General features: G+C 62.2%; 17 protein-coding genes. 9 read left to right on the plus strand and 8 right to left on the minus strand.

Annotated elements, in window-relative coordinates:
* The first annotated feature begins 40 nt into the window (after positions 1-40).
* On the plus strand, positions 41-979 hold the full coding sequence (locus AC07O2_RS17965; RefSeq protein ID WP_495077111.1) for a patatin-like phospholipase family protein: 939 nt from the start codon (positions 41-43) through the stop codon (positions 977-979).
* A gap of 178 nt (positions 980-1,157) precedes the next feature.
* On the opposite strand, the gene AC07O2_RS17970 is transcribed toward AC07O2_RS17965, so the two are convergent.
* Positions 1,158-1,712, minus strand: a complete 555-nt coding sequence (locus AC07O2_RS17970; protein WP_495077112.1) for a phasin family protein — start codon at positions 1,710-1,712, stop codon at positions 1,158-1,160.
* Between the two features lie 214 nt (positions 1,713-1,926).
* Between AC07O2_RS17970 and AC07O2_RS17975 the strand changes: the two genes are divergently transcribed.
* Complete coding sequence (locus AC07O2_RS17975) at positions 1,927-2,868, plus strand: histone deacetylase family protein (RefSeq protein ID WP_495077113.1); 942 nt, start codon at positions 1,927-1,929, stop codon at positions 2,866-2,868.
* A gap of 135 nt (positions 2,869-3,003) precedes the next feature.
* On the opposite strand, the gene AC07O2_RS17980 is transcribed toward AC07O2_RS17975, so the two are convergent.
* From AC07O2_RS17980 to AC07O2_RS18000, 5 genes are all read right to left on the minus strand, one after another.
* Positions 3,004-4,212 (minus strand): ROK family transcriptional regulator, encoded by a 1,209-nt coding sequence (locus tag AC07O2_RS17980; RefSeq protein WP_495077114.1) that lies wholly within the window; start codon positions 4,210-4,212, stop codon positions 3,004-3,006.
* Positions 4,209-4,661: an RbsD/FucU family protein gene (locus AC07O2_RS17985; protein WP_495077115.1), complete on the minus strand. Its 453-nt coding sequence runs from the start codon at positions 4,659-4,661 to the stop codon at positions 4,209-4,211. Before AC07O2_RS17985 ends, AC07O2_RS17980 begins: the two co-directional genes overlap by 4 nt.
* A gap of 11 nt (positions 4,662-4,672) precedes the next feature.
* A complete protein-coding gene (locus tag AC07O2_RS17990) occupies positions 4,673-5,467 on the minus strand; it encodes an ATP-binding cassette domain-containing protein (RefSeq protein ID WP_495077116.1) in 795 nt (264 codons plus the stop codon).
* A gap of 2 nt (positions 5,468-5,469) precedes the next feature.
* Positions 5,470-6,429: an ABC transporter permease gene (locus AC07O2_RS17995; protein WP_495077117.1), complete on the minus strand. Its 960-nt coding sequence runs from the start codon at positions 6,427-6,429 to the stop codon at positions 5,470-5,472.
* 75 nt (positions 6,430-6,504) lie between these two features.
* Entirely contained in the window at positions 6,505-7,503 is a 999-nt protein-coding gene (locus AC07O2_RS18000; protein WP_495077118.1) for a sugar ABC transporter substrate-binding protein, read from the minus strand.
* A gap of 436 nt (positions 7,504-7,939) precedes the next feature.
* Here AC07O2_RS18000 and AC07O2_RS18005 point away from each other — a divergent pair, with 436 nt between their 5' ends.
* The 5 genes from AC07O2_RS18005 (at position 7,940) to AC07O2_RS18025 (ending at position 14,352) form a co-directional block, all read left to right on the plus strand.
* Positions 7,940-9,532, plus strand: coding sequence for a methyl-accepting chemotaxis protein (locus AC07O2_RS18005; RefSeq protein ID WP_495077119.1), 1,593 nt, complete (start codon positions 7,940-7,942; stop codon positions 9,530-9,532).
* 127 nt (positions 9,533-9,659) lie between these two features.
* Positions 9,660-10,856, plus strand: a complete 1,197-nt coding sequence (pncB, locus tag AC07O2_RS18010; RefSeq protein ID WP_495077120.1) for a nicotinate phosphoribosyltransferase — start codon at positions 9,660-9,662, stop codon at positions 10,854-10,856.
* A complete protein-coding gene (locus AC07O2_RS18015; protein ID WP_495077121.1) occupies positions 10,853-11,839 on the plus strand; it encodes a 2-hydroxyacid dehydrogenase in 987 nt (328 codons plus the stop codon). Before pncB ends, AC07O2_RS18015 begins: the two co-directional genes overlap by 4 nt.
* Positions 11,840-11,848: 9 nt before the next feature.
* Complete coding sequence (locus AC07O2_RS18020) at positions 11,849-13,177, plus strand: DNA recombination protein RmuC (RefSeq protein ID WP_495077122.1); 1,329 nt, start codon at positions 11,849-11,851, stop codon at positions 13,175-13,177.
* On the plus strand, positions 13,174-14,352 hold the full coding sequence (locus tag AC07O2_RS18025; protein WP_495077123.1) for an MFS transporter: 1,179 nt from the start codon (positions 13,174-13,176) through the stop codon (positions 14,350-14,352). The genes AC07O2_RS18020 and AC07O2_RS18025 overlap by 4 nt, the downstream gene beginning before the upstream one ends.
* A 24-nt stretch (positions 14,353-14,376) precedes the next feature.
* On the opposite strand, the gene AC07O2_RS18030 is transcribed toward AC07O2_RS18025, so the two are convergent.
* Complete coding sequence (locus tag AC07O2_RS18030) at positions 14,377-15,240, minus strand: LOG family protein (protein WP_495077124.1); 864 nt, start codon at positions 15,238-15,240, stop codon at positions 14,377-14,379.
* Positions 15,241-15,424: 184 nt separating this feature from the next.
* Here AC07O2_RS18030 and AC07O2_RS18035 point away from each other — a divergent pair, with 184 nt between their 5' ends.
* Together AC07O2_RS18035 and AC07O2_RS18040 are read left to right on the plus strand one after the other, a co-directional pair.
* Positions 15,425-16,762, plus strand: coding sequence for a dicarboxylate/amino acid:cation symporter (locus tag AC07O2_RS18035; RefSeq protein ID WP_495077125.1), 1,338 nt, complete (start codon positions 15,425-15,427; stop codon positions 16,760-16,762).
* Between the two features lie 143 nt (positions 16,763-16,905).
* Positions 16,906-18,570 carry an AMP-binding protein gene (locus AC07O2_RS18040; protein WP_495077126.1) on the plus strand — a complete coding sequence of 555 codons (1,665 nt, stop codon included), beginning with the start codon at positions 16,906-16,908 and terminating at the stop codon, positions 18,568-18,570.
* Positions 18,571-18,651: 81 nt separating this feature from the next.
* On the opposite strand, the gene AC07O2_RS18045 is transcribed toward AC07O2_RS18040, so the two are convergent.
* On the minus strand, positions 18,652-19,083 hold the full coding sequence (locus tag AC07O2_RS18045; RefSeq protein ID WP_495077127.1) for a group I truncated hemoglobin: 432 nt from the start codon (positions 19,081-19,083) through the stop codon (positions 18,652-18,654).
* Positions 19,084-19,094: the final 11 nt, after the last annotated feature.

Raw genomic sequence — 19,094 nt, forward strand, 5'->3', positions numbered from 1 at the left:
GTGCGCCAGCCGCTATTTTTTTGATAGAAGCAGGAACAAGATGGGCAGACAAGACGTGCAAGCGCAGCAGTTGGGGCCGAATGGGCGCCGTGGTTTGGTATTGGGTACGTTGCTGGGCGCTGCCCTGGGTTTGGCGGGCTGCGTGACGGCACCGGTGGAGGTGGCCCCGCCGGCACCGAATCCGCCTGCCGTGAAGCGTCCGCCGCGCATAGGCCTGGCCCTGGGCGGCGGCGCAGCGCGTGGTTTTGCCCATGTGGGGGTGATCCAGGTGCTGGAAGAGGCGGGTATACGCCCCGATCTGGTGGTGGGTACCTCGGCCGGCAGCCTGGTGGCTTCGCTGTATGCCAGCGGCAAGAACGGCGCGCAGTTGCAGCAGGTGGCCGAGACCATGGAGGAAGCCGCCTTCACCGACTGGACCTTGCCCATTTTCAGCCGCGGCATGTTGCGCGGCGACGCCTTGGCCCGATATGTAAACGCCCAGGTGGGCAGCCGGCCGATTGAAAGCATGCCCATGCCCCTGGGTGTGGTGGCGACGGACCTGAACAGCGGCGACGCAGTACTGTTCCAGCGCGGCGATACCGGCACCGCCGTGCGCGCTTCCAGTGCGGTGCCGGCGGTATTCCAGCCGGTCAAGATATCCGGGCACGAATATGTGGATGGCGGCCTGGTGTCACCCGTGCCTGTGCGCTATGCGCGGCAGATGGGGGCTGAGCTGGTGGTGGCGGTGGATATTTCCAGCGCCCCCGAAGGCAACCTGGCCAACGACACCATGCAGATATTGCTGCAAACCTTTGCCATCATGGGCAAGAGCATCAATGTCTACGAGCTGCGTGAAGCCGATGTGGTGGTACGCCCGTCTTTGCTGGGCGTGAAGAGTGCCGATTTCGGCGCGCGCCGCCGTGCCATCGAGGCCGGGCGTGCGGCCATGCTCCAGGCTCTGCCGCAGCTCAAGGCGGCCATGCTAGCCAAGAGCCATTGACGCAGGCCTGAAAGTAAACGGGCATAAAAAAAGGCCCCGTCTTGCGACGAGGCCTGTAAGGGATCCCTGAGCCTGATGGCGTCGAAAGGACCCGAGGAGACAACTGGTGGAAACCTAGGCTTCAAATCAGGACTGTCCGTTCGGGCCCTGGCATGCAGCCAGGAAAGCCCTTGGCGAATTAACGCTTCTTGGTAGCGGCAGCGGCGGTGGTGCCAGCGGCGCTCACAGCGGTAGCAGCAACAGCCTTGAAGTTGGCTTCAGCGGCGTCGGAAGCTTGCTTCACAGCCTTTTGAACGGATTCAAAAGCGTTGTTGGCAGCAGTCACGGCGCTTTTCAGCACAGCCACGGCGGACTCGGAGCCGGCTGGGGCGTTCTTGGCAGCGCTTTCGATCAGGCCAGCAACCTTCTTTTGGGCTTCAGCGGTTTGGCCTTCGATGGCTTTGCCGAATTCGGCGCTGGTGCCTTGGGCGATGTCATACAGGTGGCGGCTGTAAGCGGCGGTCTTTTCAGCCAGGGGCTGCAGCAGGCCAGCTTGCAGGGCCAGCAGTTCTTGGGCGTCTTTCACGCTCAGAACAGCTTGGGAGTGGGTAGCGGCTTCGGACAGGGCTGCCTTGGAAGCGGTCAGGTTCAGTTCCACCAGCTTTTCAACGCCTTCGAAAGCCTTGGTCGTCAGACCGAACAGGGTTTCAACGGTAGCTTTGTGGGAGGCCAGAACTTGTTCAGCAGTCATCATATAAAAATCTCCAGTTAATTAAGAAACGGTAAAAGATCCAACATCTGCGCTGAGACTGGCTATCCGCCGGTTTATGTTGCAGTGCAGCATGGATTAAATTATAGGCCGCCTGTTCTGGCATGCAAGGCTTTTATGCTGCGCTGCAGCACATTAGATATTCGACTCTATCCCCAGGTGGGGCCTGCACCTTAGTCACATTGCGATAGCGATTCCCATGCACGCGTACTACTCCGACCACTTTGTGCTGCCCCTGCCAGCGGGTCACCGTTTCCCCATGGCCAAGTACCGCATGTTGCGCGACCGCGTGGCCTCGGAGCTAGCCCAGGTCGTGCAGCGTGAGGCGCCGCGTGCCAGTGATGGAGAGCTGGCCCTGGCCCACCATCCCGCCTATATCCAGTCGCTGGAGGATGGGTCTATCGTGCAACTGCAGCCGCAGGTGATGCGGGACATTGGCTTTCCCTGGAGCCCGGCCATGGTGGAGCGCTCACGTCGCTCAGCGGGCGCTACGGTGGCGGCGGTGCGTGACGCCATGGCTGGGCAGGGTATTGCCGCGAATATGGCGGGGGGTACGCACCATGCGCGTGCCGACAAGGGGGCGGGCTTCTGTGTGTTCAACGATGCGGCCATTGCCGCTCGCGTAGCGCAGATGGAGTGGGGGCGTACGCACCGCAGGCCTTTGCAGGTGGCGGTGGTGGACCTGGACGTGCACCAGGGCGATGGCACGGCGAGCATCTTCCAAGGGGATGCCAGCGTGTTCACTCTGTCATTGCACGGAGAGAAGAACTTCCCATTTCTTAAACAGGCCAGTGACCTGGATGTGGGCTTGCCCGATGGCTGCGGCGACGTGGCTTATCTGGAGGCGCTGGAAAACGCGCTGGAGCAGTTGGGCCAGCGCTTTGAACCCGATCTTGTGATCTACCTGGCCGGTGCCGATCCGTTCGAGGGAGACCGTTTGGGGCGCCTGAAGCTCAGTTTTGATGGATTGCAGGCGCGCGATCGTCGTGTTTTTGACTGGGCCTGGCAGCGCCGTCTGCCCCTGGCGTTTGCCATGGCCGGCGGCTACGGCACGCAGCTGGAGCAGACGGTGCAGGTGCAGGTCAACACCTACACCGTGGCGCTGGAGTACTGGCGGCGTTGGCAGGCCTTGGGGCTTTAGGCATCTGTGCCTCGATCTCACCCACTGCGCTGACCGATGTTGCCGTCGCGCCGTGCATGGTGTTATCGGTACGGCGGTTCTTGGATTTTCTGGCGGAACAGTTCCACGGCGAGGTGTCGTTTTGGGGGGCGATGTTTACGCTTTGAGGAACAGATCCCGGTCGGGTGCAAAGTTGGAGTGCAGGGGCAGCAGGGCTCCGCCCAGGGCATGCGCGTCCGAGCCTATGCTGCCTGCCACGATGGGTGTGGGCCACAGACCCTCCCAGTTGTAGTCTTTCAGCGCCTGTTGGGTGCTGGCCAGCAGTTGCTGCAGCAGCGGGCGGCACATGGAACCATCGATCACCACGGCCTCCGGAGCCAGAAACGCCGTGCCACTGACCACGCAGTGCGCCAGGGCGTTGGCGGCACGGGTCACCCATTTCTGTGTTTCTGTGGCAAACGGGGCTTGCATTGCGCGTTCATCGTAGGCTGCGCTGGGGTCCAGGCCGTGGGCTTGCAGGCGTTGTTCCAGCTCCCACAGGGAGGCATTGACCAGCAATTGCTCGGGTGCGGCGCCGGTTGTTTGCGCCAGATACATGGGCAGTGAAGCCACGGCTCCGGCATTACCGCGCATGCCAGCGTGCAGATGCGAGTTGATGACCAGGCTGCCGCCCACGAAGGTATCGACAAACAGGTAGAGAAAGGTCTTCAGGTTGCGGCCTTGGCCCGCCACCAACTCGGCCACGCAGGCTGCGGTGGCATCCTTGGCAAAGCTGACCGGCAAGTCGGTCATGGCTTGCACCTCGGCACCCAGGTCGATCTGGTTCCAGGCACTGGACTGGGCTTCTGACAGACCCAGCATCTTGTGCCAACCGCCGAGCTGGAAGGGTGCGGCTACGCAGATGCCAACCAGGCGAGGGCTCAGCGGCCCCAGCGCATCGCACAGCGTGGCCAGGTGCTGGCCCAAGGCCGGTAGAAGCGTGGCAGCATCGGGAAAGGCATAGGGCAGGGTCAGGCGTTGGCGTACCTTGCCGGTGAAGTCCACCAGCAACCAATCGGTACCGCGCCGCCCGACCTTGATGCCTATGGAAAACGCGCCGTCTGGATTCAGCGCAAGAGGGACGGACGGCTGACCGATGCGCCCGCGTACGGGCTCGTGGCGCAGCAGCAGGTCGTCCTCTTCCAGGCGGGAGGTGATCAGCCCTATCGTTTGGGCCGTGAGGCTGGTAATGCGCGCCAGTTCGGCCTTGGGCAGGCTGCCGTGCTGGCGGATGGCCTGTAGCACCACACGTTCGTTGAACTGGCGCATGCCCACATGGTTGGAGCCGCGCGGGCGCAGCAGGGGCGAGGCTAGAGGGGGAGTCATGGGCGTAGATTTTCGCCGATCACTCCTTTGCGCAGAATGAAGTTGCCGAACGGCTGTAGTTCACCGGTCAACACGATGGCGTAGATGTTGCGCACCCGTTCGTAAAACGCAAAGCGTTCGATAGGCTCGGGGTTCTGGCCTGGCTGCAGGCTGGGCTGCAGCAATTCCAGCACCTCGCGTTGCAGGCCCGAGCGATAGGGCGCGGTGGTATCCGAGACCTGCATGAACGCCACCGGTGACTCCACATCTGTCGCCAGTGGCAGCACCGAGTTGACGGCCTGCACCGCCCGCAGCATGCTGACACCGGGTAAGCGCAGCACCGGTTTGCCAGCAGCCAGGCGCACTGCGGTGAAGTTGGCATCGGCCAACAAAACCGCGTCGTCGTGCCCCATTTCCGCCAAAACCTTCAACAGCTCGGGCGTGAGCAGTGGATCAATTCCTTTGAGCATGCGTCAGTCTTTCAATTCGCCAGGCAACCGGCGGGCAGCTCGTCGGGGCGAATGGCCCCGGTCATGACCGCAACGGTGTCGGCCATGCTGATGGCCTTGGGGTTCAACACGCAGCCGCGTTTGCCCAGGCGGGCCACGTGGATACGGTCGGCAATTTCAAATACATGCGGCATGTTGTGCGAGATCAGCACCACCGACAGGCCTTTGTCGCGCACCCGGCGGATCAGCTCCAGCACCATATTGCCTTCTTTGACGCCCAGGGCGGCCGTGGGTTCGTCCATGATCACTACGTGCTGGGCAAAAGCGGCAGCGCGGGCAACTGCCACGCACTGGCGTTGTCCACCCGATAGGGTTTCCACCGCCTGGGTCATAGACCGGATACCTACTTTCAGGTCGTTCATGCGGGCGATGCTTTGCTCCAGCATCTTCTTCTTGTCGAGCATGCGCAGCACATTGCCCATAAAGCCATCGCGGCGGATTTCGCGGCCCAGGAACAGGTTTTCCGAAATCGACATGGCAGCTGCCACAGCCAAATCCTGGTACACCGTTTCGATGCCGGCCTTGCGGGCATCCATGGGGCTCTTGAAATGGATGTTCTCGCCGTCGAGCTGGATTTCACCGGAGTCGGGAATCGTGGCGCCGGACAGGCATTTGATGAGAGACGATTTGCCCGCGCCGTTGTCACCAATCACGGCCAGAATTTCACCGGCACGCAGCTCGAAGTCGGCGCCGTCCAAGGCCGTTACCTGGCCGTAGCGCTTCACCAAGCCAGTGGCGCGCATCACAATTTTTGCGTCGTTAGCCATGATCAACGGGCTCCCTTGCGTGAAAGTTGGTCAATGGTGACGGCCAGGATCACCAGAATACCGGTGATCAAAACCTGGTAGACGGACTGCACACCCATGAGCGTCAGGCCGTTGCGTAGCACGCCCACGATGATGGCTCCGACCAGCGAACCCAGAATCATGCCGCGTCCACCAAACAGGCTGGTGCCGCCCAGCACCACAGCGGTGATGGCGTCCAGGTTCTCGGTCTGGCCGGCGTTGGGGTCGCCCACGCCAGTGCGGGCCACGGACAGCAGGGAGGCGATGCCGTAGAAGATACCTGCCAGCACATAGACGCCCAGCAGTACGCGTTCGGTCGGAATACCGGTTAGACGGGTAGCTTCAGGGTTGTTGCCTACGGCGTAGACGTGGCGGCCGGATGCGGTTTCACGCAGGTAGAACCACACACCTAAATACAGCAGCAGCATGACCACCGAGCCCCAGGCGACAGCCGTGCCGCCGATGCGGAAAGTAGTGCCGAGTGCTGTCATCAGGGGGGGCACATCGGTCATGGTTTGGGCGTTGGAATACAGCTGCGTAATCGCAAACGCGATGTTGAGTGTGCCCAGCGTCACGATGAACGGGGGCAGCTTGATGCGGGTTACCAGCAGGCCGTTGACCAGGCCAAAAAATGCCGTGACTGCGATACCGCAGAGTATGGCCAGCGGTGCAGGCAGGCCGAATTCAGCCGCCACCTTGGTCATCACGATGCCGCCCAGGGCCATCACCATGCCGCAGGATAAATCGATGCCGGCGGTCAGAATGATCAGTGTTTGGCCGATGGCGATAACACCCACCACCATCACCTGTTGCAGGATCAGTGAGAAATTGGTTGCAGAGAGAAAGCGTTCGTTTTGCGTTGCGAAAAATATGCACGCAATGAAAAGGGCGATAAATGGCCCCAGTGTGCCTATGGGGGGTAGTTTTTCTTTGAGGCTAGCCATGGTGGTCTTTGGGATGAAGGGAGGGAATAGGGCGCCCGCGCAAACAGGCGCCCCACGGTTCAGTTCAGAGCCAGATTACTTGTTGCCCCAGCACAAGTCCATACCAACTTTGGTGTCCTTGCTGTCCACGCCCTTTTGTGGCTTGTCGGTGATCAGCGTCACACCGGTGTCGGTGTAGCCGGAGGCCTTTTTGCCGTCCTTGGCGAATGCCACGCCAGCAGCCACGCCCATGCTGGCCATCTTCAGCGGGTACTGTTGCGAGGTGGCGGCAATCATGCCGGCCTTGACGTTCTTCACGCCTGCGCAGCCGCCGTCCACCGACACGATCAGCACGTCTTTTTCCTTGCCTGCGGCCTTCAGTGCCTGGTAGGCACCTGCAGCTGCGGGTTCGTTGATGGTGTAGACCACGTTCACGTCAGGATTCTTCTGCAGGCAGTTTTCCATGGCGGTCTGGCCCTTGGCCTGGTCGCCAAAGCTGTCGGCCATACAAACGATTTCAGCGGTCTTGGACAGCTCGTTGCTCTTGGCGTCAGCTGCGGCCAGGCCAAAGCCTTTCATGAAGCCGTTGTGGCGTTGTGCGCCCACAGGGTGGCCAGGGAACAGGTCCAGGGTCACAATCTTGGCGGGCTTGCTAGCCATGGCGCTCTTGGCGTATTCGCCAATCAGAACACCGGCTTTGTAGTTGTCGGTGGCGAACAGGGCGTCGGTGCCTTCCACGGGGTCAGTGGGGCTGTCCAGGGCGATGAACATCACGCCTTGGGCTTGGGCCTTCTTGATGCTGGGGACGATGGCCTTGGAGTCATTGGGGGTGATCATGATGGTCTTCGCGCCAGCTGCGATCATGTTTTCAATGGCCGTCACCTGCCCGGCGTTGTCACCGTCTGCCTTGCCGGCTGCGCTGAGCAGCTTGGCACCTAGCTTCTTGGCCTCGGCTTGCGCGCCTTCTTTCATTTTCACGAAGAAGGGATTGGTTTCGGTCTTGGTGATCAGGCCGATCACGGGCTCGGCAGCGCAGGCGCTGGTAGCAGCGAAAGCAATGGCGGAAAGTACCAGGGTAGCGGTGGACTTCTTCATGTTGTCTCCAGGATAGGAATGAACACAGGGTTCGGTTGGGGGCAGGTGCCGTTGAAATACAAGCTGAATTTCAGGCGGGCAGCGAACTATAGTTACTAAATCAATTTGTTTTACTTATCGAAAACCCTAGTGTCATCTGTGTGCGATTGCCGGATAGTCGGGACTCTTGGTGGTTTGCGTATCTGTTTTCTGTGGATACGTATTGGTGCCGCAGCAGGCGATGCTTCAATAAATCAATCGACTTGATTAATGGTAAACCAGTATGGGTGCGCTGCTGCTTCCAAGAGATAGTCAGTGCGTACAGCGGCTAGCTGAGCGGACGCGCGGGCATCGCAGATGCCAACAGGTATGGACACAAGGAACACAGCAGCATGTTTGAAACAACTGAATCGGGTTTGCGTGCCATGGGGCCGTCCCATGCATGGGAGGTACGGCCATGAATCTGAAGATTTCGCAGCGTTTGTATCTGGCCGTGGGCATGGCACTGGTGTTACCAGCCCTGGTGCTGGTGGCCACGTTCGTGCTGGATGCGCAGGGTCGGGTCCAGTTTGACAGTGCACTTAACAAGGCCAAGGAACGCAGGGAAGTTGCCGGTGCCATGCGCGATACGGTGTTCCGACAGGGGCTGCAGGCACGCAATATCGGCTTGCGCTCCGACGTGGACGAAATGAAAAAAGAAGTGGATGGCCTGCGCGCCCTGAAAGAGGTCTACAAGAAGAATCTCGCCCGCTTCACCCAGTTGGAACCCACCGCGGAGGAGGCTGCGGACCTGGCTAAAGCCGCCAAGCTGGAGCAGGACACGTTGGAGCCCTTGCAAAAGGCCGAAGAGTACGCCAGCAATTTCCGCCCGGATACCGCGGCCTCCATCCTGGTTACCAAGGTCAGCCCGGTGCAGGACCAATGGATAGATGCGATCAGCCATCTGGTGGCGATCCAGGACGCCAATGTGGCAGCGGCGCTGTCCAGCAGCGAGGTCCAGCACCGTAACCTGGTGCGCATTGCGGCGCTGGCGTTTGTGCTCACCTTTGTGTTGGCGGCAGCCGCTGCCTGGCACCTGGCGCGTGGCATTGTGCTGCCTCTGCATGACGCGATCGGTTTGGCACGCCGTGTGGCTGCTGGAGACCTGACTGCCCGCATCAACGGCCAGCGCACCGACGAAGTGGGCCAATTGCTGAGCAGCCTGGGTGAGATGCAGTCCAGCCTGGAGCGGGTGGTGACCAATGTGCGTTCCGGCTCTGAAAACGTGGCCACCGCCAGTGCCGAAATCGCCCAGGGCAACGATGACCTGAGCGCCCGTACCGAGAGCCAGGCCAGCGCGCTGGAGCAGACTGCGGCCTCCATGGAGGAGCTGAGCTCCAATGTGCGGCAAAACGCCGACAGTTCTCGCCTGGCGAACGAACTGGCGATGAAAGCATCCCAGGTGGCCGCCAAGGGTGGCGCGGCCGTGGGCCAGGTGGTCGAGACCATGAAGGGCATCAACGACAGCTCGAAGAAGATCAGCGACATCATCAGCGTGATCGACGGCATTGCCTTCCAAACGAATATCTTGGCCTTGAACGCCGCCGTGGAAGCTGCCCGTGCGGGCGAGCAAGGCCGTGGTTTTGCCGTGGTGGCCAGCGAGGTGCGCAGCCTGGCCGGGCGTAGCGCAGACGCGGCTAAAGAGATCAAGCACCTCATCAGTACCAGTGTGGAGCGCGTGGCCCAGGGCACGGCCCAGGTGGATCAGGCGGGCGCCACCATGGCCGAGGTGGTGAACTCCATCAAACAGGTGACTGACATCATGGGCGAGATCAGTACCGCCAGCAACGAGCAGTCCATGGGCGTGGCCCAGGTCGGCGAGGCCGTCACCCAGATGGACCAGGTGACGCAGCAGAACGCCGCCCTGGTGGAAGAAATGGCCGCCGCCGCCAACAGCCTGCGTGCCCAGTCCAATGAGCTGGTGCAGGTGGTGGCGGTATTCAAGCTGCGTGATGGCTACGGCCATGCGCCGGCGGCGCCGGTGGCCGGGGCATTGCGCTTGGGCGCATGAACCGGCCTTAAAGCCAGCCTGGCTGGAGGCCTATGGTTCTCCACCAGGTCGCGTTGGCGTGAATCCCCTACACTTTGCGGCACTTCTTTAGCTACCGCGTTGTGGGGCCTTTGCGGCCACGCTTTCTATGATCATCACCAGCCTGCTTGACACCGACCTTTACAAGTTCACGATGATGCAGGTGGTGCTGCACCAGTTCCCTGCGGCGCAGGTCCAGTACAAGTTCAAATGCCGCAACCCCGGCGTCCAGCTGGCCCCGTTTGTAGAAGAGATACGCGACGAAATCCGCTCGCTGTGCAGCCTGCGTTTCCAGGAGGCTGAGCTGGCCTACCTGCGCTCCATGCGCTTCATCAAGAGCGATTTTGTGGATTTTCTCGGCCTGTTTCGGCTGAACGAGAAATACATCCAGGTCACGCCCCTGCCCAGCGGCGAGATCGAGATTTCCATCCAGGGCCCCTGGTTGCACGTGATTCCCTTTGAAATCCCGGTGCTGGCCATCATCAACGAGGTCTATTTCCGCAACACCCAGCCGGTGCCCGACTTTATCGAGGGCCGCCGCCGCCTGGACGCCAAGATCCAGCAACTGCGCGCCGACGGCCTGCAGGAACTGAAGATTGCCGACTACGGCACCCGCCGACGCTTTAGCAAAGCCTGGCATGAGGAAGTGCTGCGGGTGCTGGTGGCCCGCCTGGGTGCGGGGGCAAAAGGCCAGTTCGCGGGCACCAGCAATGTGTTCTATGCTATGAAATTAGGATTAACACCGTTGGGCACCATGGCCCATGAGTACCTGCAGGCCTGCCAGGCACTGGGCCCGCGATTGCGCGACAGCCAGGTCTTCGGCTTTGAAATGTGGGCCAAGGAATACCGTGGAGACTTGGGCATTGCCCTCAGCGACGTCTACGGCATGGATGCGTTTTTACGCGACTTCGACATGTACTTCTGCAAGTTGTTCGACGGCGCGCGCCACGACAGCGGCGACCCCTTCCGCTGGGGTGAGCGCCTGCTGGCGCACTACAAGCAGAACCGCGTGGACCCGCTGACCAAGACCCTGATCTTCAGCGACGGCCTGACGGTGCCGCGCACCATCGAGCTGTACCAGCAGTTCCGCGGCCGTTGCCTGCTGGCCTTTGGTATCGGCACCAACCTGACCAACGACATGGGCGACCCGCCCAACCACGTGCCGCTGCAGATCGTCATCAAGCTCACCCGCTGCAATGGCCAGCCCGTGGCCAAGCTGTCCGACAGCCCGGGCAAGAATATGTGCGACGACGAGAAATACATCGCCTACCTGCGCCAGGTTTTTGAAATCGAGACCCCTACATGACCAAACCCGCCATCCTCGTCGCCCGCAAGATATTCCCGTCCATCATTGCCCAGTTGGAGCAGCACTTTGAAGTGGAGTCCAACCAGGACGATGCCAGCTGGACCAAGGCCGACCTGATCGCCCATTTGCAGGGCAAGGTGGGGGCATTCACCACCGGCAGCGAACGCATCGATGCCGAGGTGCTGGCCGCCTGCCCACAGCTGCGCGTTTGCGCCAACATGGCCGTGGGTTACAACAATTTCGACATCGACGCCATGAGCGCGGCCGGCGTGCTGGCCACGAATGCGCCCGATGTGCTGACCGAAACCACTGCCGACTTTGGCTTTGCGCTGTTGATGGCCACCGCCCGCCGCGTTTGCGAGAGCGAGCACTTCCTGCGCGCCGGTCTGTGGAAGAAGTGGAGCTACGACATGTTTGCCGGTGCCGAGATCCACGGCAGCACGCTGGGCATCATCGGCATGGGCCGTATAGGGCAGGGCATTGCCAGGCGTGGCGCCCACGGCTTTGGCATGAACGTGGTCTACCACAACCGTTCCCGCCTGGACGCGGCGACCGAGGCCGCATGCAAGGCCCGCTACGTGTCCAAGGAGGAGCTGCTGAAGACCGCCGACCACGTGGTGTTGGTGGTGCCGTATTCGGCCGCCTCGCACCACACCATAGGTGCTGCCGAGCTGGCGCTGATGCAGCCCACCGCCACCCTGGTCAATATCGCCCGTGGCGGCATCGTGGACGATGCGGCCCTGGCCGTGGCCCTGCGTGAGGGGCGCATTGCCGCCGCTGGCCTGGACGTGTTCGAGGGTGAGCCGAAAGTCCACCCTGATTTGCTGACCGTGCCGAACGTGGTGCTGACCCCGCACATCGCCAGCGCCACCGTCGCCACGCGCACCGCCATGGCCCAGCTGGCCACCGACAATCTCGTCGGTTTTCTTATAAAAAACAAGCCGCTCACGCCCATAAACCTTGCGCATCTAGCTACGAAATAAATAGCATACATGACTGGAATCGAATGGGGCCTGTTGTCTGGCCTGGGCGTGCTGAACCTGCTGTTGCTCGCCTTGCTGCTGTTGCGCAAGCCCGCCGCACCCGACCACACGGCGATGGACCGGCTGGCCCAGGAGCTGCGCCGCGAGATCGCCGATTCCGCCCGCACCGACCGGCAAGAGCTGGCTACCAGCTTCGCCACCTTCCAGCGCAGCCTGGTACAGCAAAGTGCCGAGGCCACCCGCACGCAGAACACGCAGATTGACGCCTTTGCCCAGCAGCTGGCATTGTTGCAAAAGACGCTGTCTGACACGCTCAGTACCCAGCTGCAGGCCTTGGGTGAGTCCAACGCCCGGCGCATCGGCGAGGTGCGCGCCACGCTGGAAAGCCAGTTGCAGCAGCTGCAGCAAAGCAATGCCGCCAAGCTGGATGAGATGCGCCAGACCGTAGACGAAAAGCTGCAAAACACCCTGGAAACCCGCCTGGGCGAAAGCTTCAAGCAAGTCGCTGACCGGCTGGAGCAGGTGCACAAAGGCCTGGGCGAGATGCAGTCGCTGGCCCAGGGCGTGGGTGACCTGCAGCGCGTGCTCACCAACGTCAAAACCCGTGGCATGTTTGGTGAAGTGCAACTGGAAAACCTGCTGGAGCAGGTGTTGACCAGCGAGCAATACGGCAAGCAGATTGAAACCAAGCCGCGTAGCAACCAGCGCGTGGATTTTGCGGTGCGCTTCCCGGGCCGCAGCGCCGACGGCGCGCCTGTATGGCTGCCGATAGACGCCAAGTTCCCGCGTGACGACTACGAGCGCCTGCTGGACGCGCACGAGCGCGCCGACGCTGTTGCTGCCGAGGCAGCCGCCAAGGCGCTGGAGGCGCGCATTCGCACCGAGGCCAAATCCATTGCCGAGAGCTACCTGGCGCCGCCGCATACCACCGACTTCGCCATTCTCTTTTTGCCAATCGAGAGCTTGTACGCTGAGGTGTTGCGCCGCCCCGGCCTGATGGACAGCCTGCAGCGCGACTACCGCGTGACCCTGGCCGGCCCAACCACCTTGCTGGCCATGCTGAACAGCCTGCACATGGGCTTCCGCACGCTGGCGCTGGAGCAACAGGCGTCTGAAGTCTGGAAGGTGCTGGGCGCGGTGAAGACCGAGTTCGAGCGCTACGGCGAATGGGTTGCGCGCATCCGCGAACAGGTGCAAAAAGCCTCCGACACCCTGGACAAGGCCGACACCCGTACACGCCAGATGCGCCGCGCGCTGAAAGTGGTCGAGGCTTTACCGGATGCTGAGGCTCAGGCTCTGTTGCCCGCGCAAGCCGATCTGGACGACGGGCCGGCATGACCCTGGCCCTGGCGCGTCTGATACTGGCCCAAATCTGCCTGCATGCTTGCATGACGGGGCTGCGTCTGGCCTCGCCCTTGCTGGCCCTGAAGGCCGGATATAGCGCTTTCTCTGTGGGCTTCCTGCTGGCCCTGTTTGCTCTGACCCAGGTGTTCCTGGCCTTGCCCGCCGGGCGTTTTGCGGATCGCAACGGCTTGCGCCTGCCGGTCACCGGCAGCGTGGTCATGGCGGTGCTGGGGGCTGGACTGGCGGCTGTGTTTCCGGTCTACCCAGTGCTGTGTCTCAGCGCCTTGCTGTCGGGCGGGGCTACCGGCGTAGCCGTGATTGCGTTGCAGCGCCATGTGGGCCGGGCGGTGGAGGGTTCGACCCAACTCAAGCAGGTGTTCAGCTGGCTGGCCATGGGGCCGGCGGTGTCCAACTTCATCGGGCCGTTCGGGGCAGGGCTGTTGATCGACTATGCGGGCGCCGCGCCGGGTGACACCTTTGGCTACCGCGCCGCGTTTGCCATGCTGGCGTTGTTGCCCGTGCTGACCTGGGCGCTGGTGCGTGGTGTGCAGGAGCTGCCGCCCATCCACCCGCCAGCCAACGCGGCCAAGGCCCGGGTGTGGGATTTGCTGCACGACCCCATGCTGCGCCGCTTGTTGCTGGTGAACTGGTTTCTGTCGTCCTGCTGGGACGTGCATACCTTTGTGGTGCCCATCCTGGGCCATGAGCGTGGCCTGAGTGCTTCCACCATAGGCACCATCCTGGGCGTGTTCGCCATTGCGGCGGCTGTGGTGCGCATGGTCATGCCCATGGTGGCCCAACATTTGCGCGAATGGGCGGTGATTACCGGTGCCATGGGTGCCACGGCGCTGTTGTTTGCGGCATACCCGCTGCTGCATGGCGCTGTGGCCATGGGAGCGTGCTCGGTTTTGCTGGGGTTGGTGCTGGGCTCGGTGCAACCCATGGTGATGAGTACCTTGCACCAGATCACGCCCGAGCACCGCCATGGCGAGGCGCTGGGTCTGCGCCTGATGACCATCAACGCATCCAGCGTGATGATGCCCATGCTGTTTGGCCTGGCCAGCGCCTACATCGGCGTGGCTGGCCTGTTCTGGGTGGTGGGCGTGGTGGTGGGCAGCGGCACCCGCACCGCCTGGCAGCTCAAGACCGCCGACTTCGGCGAGTCTTGAACGGCTTAGAGCGTCTTCAAGGTCTTATAGCTTGTAGAACGCCTGCATGGCGCTCCAGGCTTCCTCCGGCGTGTCCACGTAGGTGAACAGCTTCAGGTCGGCGGGGGAGATGGCGCCTTCTTCTATCAGCACATCGAAGTTCAGCAGGCCCTTCCAGTAGTCGGTGCCGAACAGGATGATGGGCACGGCCTTGGCCTTGCCGGTCTGCACCAGGGTGACCACCTCAAACAGTTCGTCCAGTGTGCCGAAGCCGCCGGGGAAGGCCACCAGGGCTTTGGCGCGCATCATGAAATGCATCTTGCGCAGCGCAAAGTAGTGGAACTTGAAGTTCAGGCTGGGCGACACATAGCGGTTGCCGCTTTGCTCATGCGGCAGGGCAATGCTCAGGCCCACGTTCAGCGCGCCCATTTCATGTGCGCCGCGGTTGGCTGCTTCCATGATGCCGGGGCCGCCACCGGTGCAGATGTAGAGGCGGTCTTCCGCGGGCTGGTCGGCGCTGTACTGGGCCACCAGGCGGGCAAACAGCCGGGCCTGGTCGTAGTAGTGGGCATTGCGCATGCGGCGCTCGGCTACCTTCAATGCGGTGGCGTCGTCGCCGGCTTGTGCTGCGGCCAGTTCACGTTGCGCATCGTCGGGCGCCGGGAAACGGGCGCTGCCAAACACCACTACCGTGTTCTCTATGCCTTGTTCCTGCTGCTCCAGGTCGGGCTTGAGCATTTCCAGTTGGAAGCGTATGCCTCGGGTTTCGCGGCGCAGCAAAAACTCCGGGTCGGCAAAGGCGAGGCGGTAAGCATCGGCCTCCAGAGGCTGGCCCGCACTGGCGTGGGCTTGCAGTTCCGCCCAGGCCAGGGCAACGTTGCGGTCGTTGAGTTTGTCTGTGTTTTCCATGGAGACATTGTGAGCGTAAATCGTGTCAGTTTGCCTGTGGAATAAAAGAAATACCGGGGTAAACCCTAGGCCCTGGGGCGGTATTTTCCACACTGTCGCGGCCGGTTTTCGGGCCTAAAGTTGCTTGCAATATGTGCGGTGATATGGCCGCGTATTTTTCTCCTACTCCTGAAAAGGCCGCCCTATGCAAGCGAACCCCTCCGTCCCCAAGAAGCCGTTTTACGCTTCCCTGTATGTGCAAGTGCTGTTCGCCGTGGCGATCGGCATTGCTCTCGGGCATTTCCGCCCCGAGCTGGGTGCCGAAATGAAGCCCCTGGGCGATGGCTTCATCAAGCTGATCAAGATGATCATTGCGCCCATCATTTTCTGTACCGTGGTGGTGGGCATTGCCGGCATGGAAGACATGAAGAAGGTCGGCAAGACTGGCGGCCTGGCCTTGCTGTACTTCGAGATCATGAGCACGGTGGCATTGATCGTGGGGCTGGTTACGGTGAACCTGATACAGCCCGGTAACGGCATGCATGTGGATGCCTCCACGCTGGACACCAAGGGCATCGCCGCTTATACCGGCCCGGGCAAGATGACCGGCACGGTGGACTTTCTATTGAACGTCATCCCCACCTCGGTGGTGGACGCGTTCGCCAAGGGCGAGATCCTGCAGGTGCTGTTGTTTGCCGTGCTGTTCGGCTTTTCGCTGCACAAGTTTGGTGGCCGTGGCACCCAGGTGTTTGACTTCATCGAGAAGTTCTCGCACGTGCTGTTCAGCATCGTCGGCGTGATCATGAAGCTGGCCCCCATTGGTGCGTTTGGCGCCATGGCCTTCACCATCGGCAAGTACGGCATCAGCTCGCTGTTCTCACTGGGCAAGCTGATGGGCACCTTCTACCTGACCTGCCTGATCTTTGTGCTGGTGGTGCTGGGCATCGTCACCCGTTTGCACGGCTTCAGCATCATCAAGTTCATCAAGTACATCAAGGAAGAGCTGTTGATCGTGCTGGGCACCTCGTCCAGCGAATCGGTGCTGCCACGCATGATGGAGAAGATGGAAAACCTGGGCGCCAAGAAGTCCGTGGTCGGCCTGGTGATCCCCACCGGTTATTCCTTCAACCTGGACGGCACCTCTATCTACCTGACCATGGCCGCGGTGTTCATCGCCCAGGCCACCGACACCCCGATGGACATCGGCCAGCAGATCACCCTGCTACTGGTGCTGCTGCTGACCTCCAAGGGTGCGGCCGGCGTGACCGGTAGCGGCTTCATCGTGCTGGCTGCCACCCTGTCTGCCGTGGGCCATGTGCCAGTGGCCGGCCTGGCGCTGATCCTGGGCATTGACCGCTTCATGTCCGAAGCCCGTGCGCTGACCAATCTGGTGGGCAACGGCGTGGCCACCCTGGTGGTCGCCAAATGGACCGGTGACCTCGATATGGACCGCCTGCACGCCGGCTTGAACCAGGAAACCTGGGTCGAGGCGAACGCGCCTGAAGTCCTGCTGGATGAAAAAACCGCCAAGATGGCCGCGTAGTTTTTTCGTCTATAAATGCTATCTTTAGGATAGCTGTAGGCCCTTTCTGTAATTGCGGGAAGGGCCTTTTTCATGGGGCTCTGAAAAGCACGTGAAGGAGGGCGCTATATTTGAGCGACTTGTCCCATCTACGGAGAAACACCATGCAACGCCCCTGGCACGCCCATTACCCGCCCGGCATGCCCACCACCCTCGACACTTCGGCCACTCCGGATGTCGTGGCCATGCTGGAGCAGAGCTTTGCCCAGCACGTTGACAGCGAAGCCTATGTGTCCATGGGCCATGCCCTGCGGTATGGCGATGTCGACGCCCTATCCCTGGCGCTGGCCGCCTGGCTGCAGGCCCAGGGGCTGCAGCCGGGTGACCGTGTGGCCACCATGCTGCCGAATCTGTTGAGCTTCCCGGTGGCGATGGCGGCCGTGCTGCGTGCCGGCTGCATTACCGTCAACGTGAACCCGCTGTACACCCCGCGCGAGCTGCTGCACCAGTTGCAGGACTCGGGCGCCAAAGCCATCATCGTGCTGGAGCCGTTTCTGCCCACGCTGGACGCCGTCCTGGCCCAAACCGATGTCAAGACAGTGCTGGTGGTGGGCGGTGCGGACCTGCTGGGTCTGCCCGCAGGCCAGGCCTTGTCCGCGCTGGTGGCGGCACCGGCCGCCGCACCGCGTGAAGACGGCCACAGCCGCCTGGTCGATGCAATCCGCCTGGGCCATGGCCTGCCGTTCCAGCGGCCGCAGATCCAGCCCAGCGACCCGGCGGTGCTGCAGTACACCGGCGGCACCACGGGCGTGAGCAAGGGCGCCACCCTGTTGCACAGCACCCTGGCCGCCAGCCTGCTGGCCTGTGAGGCCTGGATGCGCCCGGGCCTGGCGCGCCGTGTGCGCACAACGCAGTTCACCATCGTCTGCGCGCTGCCGCTGTACCACGTGTTCTCTTTTGTGGTGTGCAGCCTGCTGGGCATGCGGGCCGGCGGGCGCAACATCCTGATCGCCAACCCGCGTGACCAGTCCGCCATGCTGCAACAGCTCAAGCCCTACAAGCTGCACATGTTCCCCGCAGTCAACACCCTATACAACGCGCTGCTGCAGCACCCCGATTTCGGCCAGCTGGACTTCAGCGAGCTGTGTATTTCCAACGGTGGCGGCAGCGCGGTGCAGGCCGCCGTGGCCAGCCAGTGGCTGGCGGCCACCGGCTGCCCCATCACCGAGGGCTATGGCCTGTCGGAAACCGCCTCGGCCGTCACCTCCAACCACACCGATCTCCAGGCCTTCACCGGCCATATCGGCCTGCCGCTGCCGGGGGTGGACCTGCGCATCGTGGACGATGCCGGCCAGGAAGTGGCCCCCGGCGTGGCTGGCGAGATCGCCATCAAGGGCGCGCAGCTGATGGCCGGCTACTGGCAGCGCCCCGAGGACACCGCCGCCGCCATGACGGCCGATGGCTACTTCCTCTCGGGCGATGTGGGCGTGATGGACGCGCAGGGCCATGTGCGCATCGTGGACCGCAAGAAGGACATGATCCTGGTCAACGGCTTCAACGTCTACCCGAACGAGATCGAAGCCGTGGCGGCCTTCCACCCCCTGGTGCTGGAATGCGCGGCCGTGGGCGTGCCCGATGCGGCGACGGGCGAGGCGGTGAAGCTGTTTGTGGTGAAAAAAGACGCCAGCCTGAGCGAGGCCGTGCTGCTGGACTTCTGCGCCCAGCAGCTCACCGGCTACAAGCGCCCGCGCAGCGTGGAGTTCCGCGACGCCCTGCCCAAGTCCACCGTGGGCAAGATGCTGCGGCGCGAGCTGCGTACAACGCCTTAACTGGACTGCTATTAAATAAAGAGCTGCCAGCGCAGGTGCTATCTGCGCTGGCAGCTCTTTTTGTTTAAAGCGCGTGGGGGCTCAGTGCACTGTGATGATTTCACGGTGCATAGGTGCGAGCTTGGCCAGCAACTGGTTTTGCGCGGTGAACGGAATGCCGCGCGCGTCCATGGCGCGCTGCAGTATTTCCACCAGCAGATTGAACTGGGCCTTGTCTATGCCCAGCTTCTCGTGCGACTTCTTCATCTCCTCGCCCTCGTACTTGCAAGGGCCGCCGCTGATTTCGCAGACCTGGTCGGTCAGCTGTTCCTTCAGGTAGGCGGGTTTGATGTCGTCGAACATCCTGCCGATGCGCGGGTCGGCCTTGAGCCGGTTCACAAAGTCGTCCATCAGGAGGGTGATGCCGGACTTTTCACCCAGCGACTGGTACAGCGCGGCGGTACTGGTTTGGGCCTGGGTGCAACAGGCAATGCACAGCGCAGCGGCGGCGGTCCATAGGCGGATGGCGGGCATGGTGTGGCTCC

The sequence above is a fragment of the Rhodoferax sp. GW821-FHT10B06 genome (assembly GCF_059415605.1).